Source organism: Fodinibius halophilus, assembly GCF_011059105.1.
Classification (GTDB): Bacteria; Bacteroidota; Rhodothermia; order Balneolales; family Balneolaceae; genus Fodinibius; species Fodinibius halophilus.
In genome coordinates this window covers 1-1,126 of the sequence record NZ_JAALLS010000068.1, presented here as the reverse complement: position 1 = coordinate 1,126, position 1,126 = coordinate 1, and the positions used below count along the sequence as shown (strand labels likewise).

1 protein-coding gene is annotated in these 1,126 nt (G+C 34.3%); it reads right to left on the bottom strand.

The annotated features are described in order from the left end of the window. Positions 1-150: 150 nt before the first annotated feature. Positions 151-1,068, bottom strand: coding sequence for a putative phage abortive infection protein (locus G3569_RS18200; protein WP_165271511.1), 918 nt, complete (start codon positions 1,066-1,068; stop codon positions 151-153). Positions 1,069-1,126: the final 58 nt, after the last annotated feature.

Sequence of the window (1,126 nt, the reverse complement as noted above, 5' to 3'; positions counted from 1 at the left end):
CTGCCGGGGCCGACGTGCAGTATAACGACATTGCGCATAACCGGCGTGCGAAGTAATGTTGACTTGCTAAATAATGAACGGAAAATTAAAAAGCCAAAATTGTGGCAAGTGATGGCGAGGCACGTCCGAGTTAATGCGCGGGTTAGCGTTCTAATACATTCTGAAATTGGTGGTCTCAAATAGGTTCAAATAATACTCTTCAACTAAATTTGCCTCCCTCAAATTCTGAAAAAATTCATAATTGTCTAGTCTTTCCCTAAACTCAAATTCTCCATCTGCATTCATAGATTTTTCGGAAATGGAGTTATAAAAAAGAAGTGCAAGAACTGAATCACTTAACTGAGATTGTAGAATATTCACATACTGTGAGGAATCAATGTCGGTATCCTCAAGTGATTCTTCCGAAAACTTTAAGATGTTATGGATATACCTAAAAATATGACCGAGTTGATCATTATGCCTTTCGTAGAAGTTGTTATAAAAATCATTGTATGCTTCTAGAATTTTTTCTTTCTCTTCATCACCTTCTACTTCTGAATCTTTTATTAAATCAACTTTGGGATGCGGTGCTTCATAACGATCAGAAGTTATTCTGTACCAATTTTTAAATGAAACTAACAGTTTTTCAAAATATTCATTTCCCTTTGGCTTTATATTACTGACTACTTGCGGTGATATTTTAATTGAGCCTCTAGTATTTCGAATGATTTCATTTAGATTCTTAACCATTTGGAAGAAAGTATCTTCAAAATTCTGTTTCCTGATTAGGCTAAGAGATTTGTTTGTTAATTCTTGATTTGATTCAGAATCAGCTTTCTGTTGATAGTAAGTAAATAGAAGCAATATGAAAGTTAAGAAACTAAATATACTTGCTAATATACCACCTGAAAAATCACCAAACTGTGAATATTTTGATGTGTCAGATGCTAATTGAAATGATAATCTTTCGCCCCAAAGAAATATTATTACAGCAGAAACGAAGAAAATGAGAACGAATACTAAAGATAGTTTAAGCCAAAACTTTGCCTTTGATAAATACTCATCAAAATAGTCTTGTGATTTTGACATCTCGATAGTTTGTATTTAGAACGCTAACGGATGGCGCTACAGCTGCAGGCGCCAGGGT